The sequence below is a fragment of the Rhizobium sp. BR 314 genome, assembly GCF_047445805.1.
In the GTDB taxonomy this organism is placed as follows: Bacteria; Pseudomonadota; Alphaproteobacteria; order Rhizobiales; family Rhizobiaceae; genus Rhizobium; species Rhizobium lusitanum_B.
In genome coordinates this window covers 64,874-72,189 of sequence record NZ_JARWLA010000037.1, presented here as the reverse complement: position 1 = coordinate 72,189, position 7,316 = coordinate 64,874, and the positions used below count along the sequence as shown (strand labels likewise).

General features: G+C 61.1%; 6 protein-coding genes. 5 read left to right on the top strand and 1 reads right to left on the bottom strand.

Going from position 1 to position 7,316, the window contains the following annotated elements; all coding sequences use genetic code 11:
• From QD461_RS30420 to xylA, 5 genes are all read left to right on the top strand, one after another.
• On the top strand, positions 1-1,083 hold a 1,083-nt coding region (locus tag QD461_RS30420), incomplete at its 5' end, for an HlyD family secretion protein (protein WP_414090928.1).
• 26 nt (positions 1,084-1,109) lie between these two features.
• A complete protein-coding gene (locus tag QD461_RS30415; RefSeq protein WP_414090927.1) occupies positions 1,110-2,717 on the top strand; it encodes a DHA2 family efflux MFS transporter permease subunit in 1,608 nt (535 codons plus the stop codon).
• Positions 2,718-2,866: 149 nt separating this feature from the next.
• Entirely contained in the window at positions 2,867-3,892 is a 1,026-nt protein-coding gene (locus QD461_RS30410; protein ID WP_414090926.1) for a LacI family DNA-binding transcriptional regulator, read from the top strand.
• A gap of 37 nt (positions 3,893-3,929) precedes the next feature.
• Positions 3,930-5,387, top strand: a complete 1,458-nt coding sequence (gene xylB, locus QD461_RS30405; protein WP_414090925.1) for a xylulokinase — start codon at positions 3,930-3,932, stop codon at positions 5,385-5,387.
• A gap of 222 nt (positions 5,388-5,609) precedes the next feature.
• Positions 5,610-6,920, top strand: coding sequence for a xylose isomerase (gene xylA / locus QD461_RS30400; RefSeq protein WP_414090924.1), 1,311 nt, complete (start codon positions 5,610-5,612; stop codon positions 6,918-6,920).
• On the opposite strand, the gene QD461_RS30395 is transcribed toward xylA, so the two are convergent.
• On the bottom strand, positions 6,911-7,315 hold the full coding sequence (locus QD461_RS30395; protein WP_414090923.1) for a VOC family protein: 405 nt from the start codon (positions 7,313-7,315) through the stop codon (positions 6,911-6,913). The two genes, xylA and QD461_RS30395, sit on opposite strands and share 10 nt — an antisense overlap.
• Position 7,316 lies beyond the last annotated feature (1 nt).

The window sequence follows — 7,316 nt, the reverse complement described above, 5'->3', positions numbered from 1 at the left end:
GCGCCGGCATCTCCGGCCCCCGCGGCCCCACCGCCGCCGGAAAAGAAGCGGCGCAGCCTGGTTATGCCCATCATCGTCGTTCTGGCGTTGGCTGGCGGCGGCTGGTACGGCTATGACTGGTGGACGAACGGCCGCTTCATGGTCTCCACCGACGACGCCTATATCGGCGGCGATATCGCCACGATCTCGCCGAAGGTGACGGGTTATGTCGCCAAGGTGAACGTCGTTGCCAACCAGCCGGTCAAGGCCGGCGACGTGCTCGCCGTGCTTGACGACGGCGACTACAAGCTGGCGCTGGAACAGGCGCAGGCTTCGTACGACACCGAACAGCTCTCGCTCCATACCATCGATGCACAGATCGCTGCCGGCCAGGCCGCTCTTGCCCAGTCGCAGGCCCAGAAGGTTGCCCTCGACGCCACGGTCCGTGGCGCCCAGATCACCCAGACGCGCGCTGCTGAGCTGCAAGCCAAGTCGGTCGGCACCACGGCCGCCTTGGATAGCGCCAATATCGCGCTCGACCAAGCCAAGGCCAACCTGGTCGGCGGCGATGCCGCCATCGCTTCGGCGCAGGCCAACATCAACCTCTTGCAGGCGCAGCGCCGTCAGGCCGAAAGCACGATCAAGGGTCTCGCAGCTGCCCGTGACAAGGCTGCTCGCGACCTGTCCTTCACCGTGCTGAAGGCGCCCTATGACGGTATCGTCGGCAACCGCTCGGTTCAGGAAGGCGATCTCGTCTCTCCCGGACAGAAGCTGATGGCGATCGTCCCGACCAAGCAGCTCTATATCGACGCCAACTTCAAGGAAACGCAGATCCAGCATCTGGTTCCCGGCTCCAAGGTCAACGTCCATGTCGATGCCTTCAGCGATCATCCGATCGTCGGCACAGTTCAGTCGATCTCGCCGGCTTCCGGCTCGGTCTTCTCGCTGCTGCCGCCGGAAAACGCGACGGGCAACTTCACAAAGATCATCCAGCGCGTGCCTGTGCGCATCGCATTGCCGCAGGATGCGCTCAATACCGGTCGTCTGCGCGCAGGCCTCAGCGTCGTCGTCGACGTCGATACCCGCACGGCGCCGGACAAGTAAGCGATCAAGCTCGGGAGAGACGCGCCATGTCGTCCGCCAGCACTACAGCCGGGTCGCCTCCGCGCGCTGCCGGCCCCGCCGCGCCTGCGGCTGATCATATCGACACGAAAAAGCTCATCGCCTTCCTGGCGATGGTGCTCGGCATGTTCATGTCGATCCTCGACATTCAGATCGTTTCGGCGTCGCTCAGCGAAATCCAGGCCGGCCTCAGTGCCGGCTCGGATGAAATCGGTTGGGTGCAGACGGCCTATCTGATCGCAGAAGTCATCATGATCCCGCTATCGGGAACGCTGGCGCGCATCATTTCCACGCGCTACCTCTTCGCGATCTCGGCCGCCGGCTTCACCGCAGCGAGCGCTCTTGCGGCAACCGCCACCAACATCGATCAGATGATCGTCTACCGCGCGCTTCAGGGCTTCATCGGCGGCGGCATGATCCCCTCGGTCTTTGCCGCGGCATTCACGATCTTCCCGCCGTCCAAGCGCAACGTCGTTTCGCCGATCATCGGCTTGATCGCCACGCTTGCGCCGACCATCGGCCCGACCGTCGGTGGTTACCTTTCCAACGCCTTCTCCTGGCACTGGCTGTTCCTGGTCAATATCCCGCCCGGTATCGTCGTTGCCATCGTCACTTGGAATTTCATCGACTTCGACAAGCCCGAACTGTCGCTGATGAAGAAGTTCGACTGGTGGGGCCTGTTCTCAATGGGCGTTTTCCTCGGCGCACTGGAATATGTGCTCGAGGAAGGCAACACGAACGACTGGTTCAACGACAACTATATCGTTATCGGCGCCATCGCCTCTGCCGTCGCTGCGATAATTTTCTTCTATCGGGCGTTTACGGTCGAATTCCCGGTGGTGGATCTTAGAGCCTTTGCCAACAAGAACTTCGCCTTCGGATCGATGTTTTCCTTCGTGATGGGTATTGGTCTTTACGGTCTGACTTATATCTATCCGCTCTTTCTCGCGCGCATTCGTGGCTACGATTCGCTGCAGATCGGCGAGACGATGTTTGTCTCGGGTCTCACCATGTTCTTCACGGCTCCGCTTGCCGGCTTCCTGGCGAGCCGGGTGGATCTACGCATCCTGATGATCATCGGCTTCACCAGCTTCTCGGCCGGTACCTACATCATGATGCACCTGACGGTGGATTGGGACTTCTGGGAGCTGCTGATCCCGCAGATATTGCGCGGTTTTGGCCTGATGCTCTGCATGGTCCCGATCAACAACATTGCGCTCGGAACCATGCCTCCCGCCCGCATGCGCGGCGCGTCCGGCCTGTTCAATCTGACGCGTAACCTTGGCGGCGCCGTCGGCCTTGCGATTATCAATACTCTGCTGACGAACCGGCAGGATCAGCATTACTTCAACCTGCGCGACCACATCCACTGGGGCAGCCATGCAGCGGTTACCCAATTGAACAACATGGCCGCGAACTTCAACGCCGCCGGTCTCGACGGCCAGCAGGCTGCGCTGCGGCAGATGGTCAATATGACGACGCGGCAGGCGGTGATCATGTCGTTCGGCGATATCTTCCTGATGCTGACCGTGTTGTTCCTGGCGATGATCCTCGGCGTCCTCCTGCTCAGCAAGCCGAGCGTACCGGGCAGTGGAGGCGGTGGCGGAGGCCACTAATTCAGATCTTTCAAAGAATGCTCCCAAGGCATGGCCCCTCTTCGTGAGGGGCCTTTTTTATTCCGGTCACGGCCAGAAAATCGAATGCGTGAAATTTTCTGATTTACGTACATCAGAAATCACAGTAAGGGTTTACCCAGGAGGAGCCGATGAGACCCACTGTGCATGACATCGCCGCTGCTGCAGGCGTCAGCCTTGCGACCGTTGACCGCGTCTTGAATCAGCGGCCCGGCGTGCGACTGGTCACCCGCGAGAAGGTGGAGGAGGCCATTCGACAGATAGGCTACATCCGCGATGTCGCGGCCGCCAATCTGGCCAAGGGGCGCGTCTATCCACTCGTTTTCATCGTGCCGACAGGCGATAACTCCTTCATGCATGGTCTGCGTTCCGAGGTGCATCATGCGACCTTGCGGGCCGGCATGGAGCGTACGGATATCCGCATCGTCGAAGTGCCGGCGTTCGACGTGCCGGCTCTTGTTGCAGCGCTTGATGCGTTGCAGGGGCAGGATGTCGCCGGCGTCGCCCTGGTGGCGACCGATGCGCCGGAGGTGCGCGCCGCGGTCGACCGGCTCGTATCCGAGCGCATCCCTGTCGTCACGCTGGTTTCCGACCTCACCGATTCCACTCGGCATCACTATGCTGGCATCGACAATATCGCCGCTGGCCGTACCGCTGCCCGATTGCTCGGGCGCTTCCTCGGCGGCAGCGAAGGTGATCTCGCGGTTCTCGCCGGCTCTATGCTAGTGCGCGACCACCGCGAGCGCCTGCAGGGTTTCTCGGCGGTAATGGCGGCAGAGTTTCCCAAGCTGCGCTTGCTACCCGTGCTCGAAGGACGTGACAATCCCGAGCGCACCAAATCGCTTGTCTCCAAGGTGCTGTCCGAAAACAAGGATATCATCGGCATCTACAGCCTCGGTGCCGGCAATCGTGGTCTGATCGCGGCCTTGAGGGCCGTCCGGCCTGCACGTGAGCTGACCGTGGTTGCGCATGAGTTGACGCAGCATACGCGGGCAGCGCTCATAGATGGTACGATCGATGCTGTCCTTAATCAGGATGCCGGCCATGAGGTGCGCAGCGCCATCCGCGTCATGAAGGCCACCGCGGACGGCCAGGCCGTGATCGCCGATCAAGAGCGCATACGTCTCGACATTTTCTTGAAAGACAATCTGCCCTGAACATTCGAAGGTGGCAGAGCATAGGGAGTAACATCTGATGTATTTGGGTCTCGATCTCGGAACGTCCGGCGTCAAAGCGATGCTGATCGACGGCAATCAGAAGATCATCGGTTCCGCCCACGGCGACCTCGATGTCTCGCGCCCGCATCCCGGCTGGTCGGAGCAGGATCCTGCCCATTGGATCAGCGCGACCGAAGAGGCTATTGCCGGGTTGAAGGCGGCGCATCCGAAGGAACTGGCCGCCGTGCGGGGCATCGGCCTTTCCGGTCAGATGCACGGTGCAACGCTGCTCGATACCGACGACAAGGTGCTGCGCCCCTGCATTCTCTGGAACGATACGCGCAGCTATCAGGAGGCTGCCGCGCTCGATGTCGATCCACGTTTCCGCGCGCTGACCGGCAATATCGTCTTCCCCGGCTTCACGGCACCGAAGCTTTCATGGGTCGCCAAGCACGAGCCTGACATTTTCGCCAGAGTGCGCTGGGTGCTGTTGCCGAAGGACTATCTGCGTCTCTGGCTGACCGGCGAGCATATGTCGGAAATGTCTGACTCCGCCGGCACGTCCTGGCTCGACACCGGCAAGCGCAAATGGTCCTGCGAATTGCTAGCGGCAACCAATCTCGATGAGAGGCAGATGCCGACGCTGGTCGAAGGTACCGAAGTTGCCGGCAAGCTGCGTGGCGAGCTGGCCTCCAAATGGGGTATCGGCGGCGATGTTGTGGTGGCCGGCGGGGCAGGGGACAACGCGGCTTCTGCCTGCGGCATGGGCACCGTCAGCCACGGTGCTGCCTTCGTTTCTCTCGGTACATCAGGCGTCCTCTTTGCGGCCAACGGCTCCTATCTGCCGAAGCCGGAAAGCGCCGTGCATGCTTTCTGCCACGCGCTGCCCGACACCTGGCATCAGATGGGTGTCATCCTCTCGGCGACCGATGCGCTCAACTGGCATTCGCTTGTGACGGGCAAGTCGGCTGCCGAACTCACCACCGAGCTTGGCGACACGCTGAAGGCGCCGACGAGCGTCACCTTCCTTCCCTATCTTTCGGGCGAGCGCACGCCGCACAATGACGCGACGATCCGTGGTGCCTTCATCGGCCTTGGCCATGAGAGCAGCCGTGCCGTGCTGACGCAGGCCGTGCTCGAAGGTGTCTCTTTTGCCATTCGCGACAATCTGGAAGCGCTGCGCTCTGCCGGCACTGATATTGCGCGCGTGACGGCCATCGGCGGCGGGTCGCGTTCCCGCTACTGGCTGGCCTCGATCGCGACCGCACTCGGCGTGCCCGTTGACCTGCCGGCGGACGGCGATTTCGGCGCGGCCTTCGGTGCCGCGCGTCTCGGCCTGATTGCGGCTACCGGCGCCGATCCCGTCGCTGTCTGCACTCCGCCGCAGACGGCCGGTACGATCGATCCTGTGGCGTCGCTCAAGGATGCCTATACGGATGCCTACAAGCGCTACCGGGCGGTTTATCCGGCGATCAAGCCGCTGTCGGCGCATTAAAATGGCCTGAGTGTGAGCCCCTCATCCGGCCTATCGGCCACCTTCTCTCCGTTGGTACCGGGAGAAGGTGATGGGCGCACTTCCACCGTCCCTCTGGCCTCTGAAGCGCGCGAGGGAATGGAGGTCGGCCCTCTCCCCGCGCGCGGAGAGAGGGCTAGGGTGAGGGCAGCACCGCACGAAACGAACAACAACAATTGAACCGCAAACCCAAGGAGACAGAACATGAGCACCGGATTTTTTGGTGACATCAGCAAGGTAAAATACGAAGGCCCCGACAGCACCAATCCGCTGGCTTTTCGTTATTACAACAAGGACGAAGTCGTTGCCGGCAAGCGCATGGAAGATCATCTGCGTTTTGCTGTCGCCTACTGGCACACCTTCACCTGGCCGGGCGGCGACCCCTTTGGTGGCCAGACCTTCCTGCGCCCCTGGTTCAACGAGACGATGGAAGCTGCCAAGCTGAAGGCTGACGTCGCCTTCGAATTCTTCACCCTGCTCGGCACGCCCTATTACTGCTTCCACGATGCCGACGTGCGTCCGGAAGGCAAGAATTTTGCCGAGAACACCAAGAACCTCAACGAGATCGTCGACTACTTCGCCAAGAAGCAGGCCGACACGGGTGTGAAGCTGCTTTGGGGCACGGCGAACCTCTTCTCCAACCGCCGCTTCATGTCGGGTGCTGCGACCAATCCGGATCCGGACGTCTTCGCTTTCTCAGCCGCGACCGTGAAGACCTGCATGGATGCGACGCATAAGCTCGGCGGCGAAAACTATGTTCTCTGGGGCGGCCGTGAAGGCTATGAGACGCTGCTCAACACCGACCTGAAGCGGGAATTGGACCAAATGGGCCGCTTCCTCAATCTCGTCGTCGAGTACAAGCACAAGATCGGCTTCAACGGCACGATCCTGATCGAGCCGAAGCCGCAGGAGCCGACCAAGCATCAGTATGACTACGACGTTGCCACGGTCTACGGCTTCCTCAAGAAGTACGGTCTCGAGAACGAAGTTAAGGTCAACATCGAGCAGGGCCATGCGATCCTCGCCGGCCATTCCTTCGAGCACGAGCTGGCGCTCGCTAATGCGCTCGGCATCTTCGGCTCGATCGACATGAACCGCAACGATTACCAGTCCGGCTGGGATACCGACCAGTTCCCGAACAACGTTCCGGAAATGACGCTGGCCTACTATCAGGTTCTGTCAGGTGGTGGCTTCAAGACCGGCGGCACCAACTTCGACGCCAAGCTGCGCCGTCAGTCGCTCGATCCGGAAGATCTGCTCATCGGTCATATCGGCGGCATGGATTGCTGTGCTCGCGGCCTGAAGGCCGCTGCCAAGATGATCGAGGACAAGGCGCTCTCCAAGCCGCTCGCCGACCGTTACGCCGGCTGGGACTCGGCCGAGGGTCAGAAGCTGCTGCGCGGCGAATATTCGCTCGACCAGATTGCCCAGTGGGTCGAAACCAAGGACGTCAACCCGCAGCCGAAGTCCGGCAAGCAGGAACTCCTGGAAAACATCGTCAATCGTTACGTTTGATCGACAGGTTCGGGAGGTGGTGGTTCATCGCCTCCCCACTTCAGCCTGAAGGCACGGCTGGAAATGGATATGGAATTTCCCGCGGGGTCTTTGGCATTGGCGAAGACATAGCCATCGGCCTGATGGATGGGACCGAATTCGAGCCCTTCCTCTGCGCATCTTGCGCGAAAAGCTTCGACATGCTCGATGTCGAACACGAGTTTTACCAGCGATTGCCCCATCTTTTGCGCCTTGGCCGCGGGATGGATCATCAGATTGGTGCCGCCGTCCGGAGCGAGCAACTCGACAATCCGATCACCCGCCTGCCGATGCGACTTGAATCCGAAATGCTTCTCGTAGAAGCGGATAGTTGCTTCCACATCGCGGACATAGAGGATCAGCCTGCCGAGCGGCATC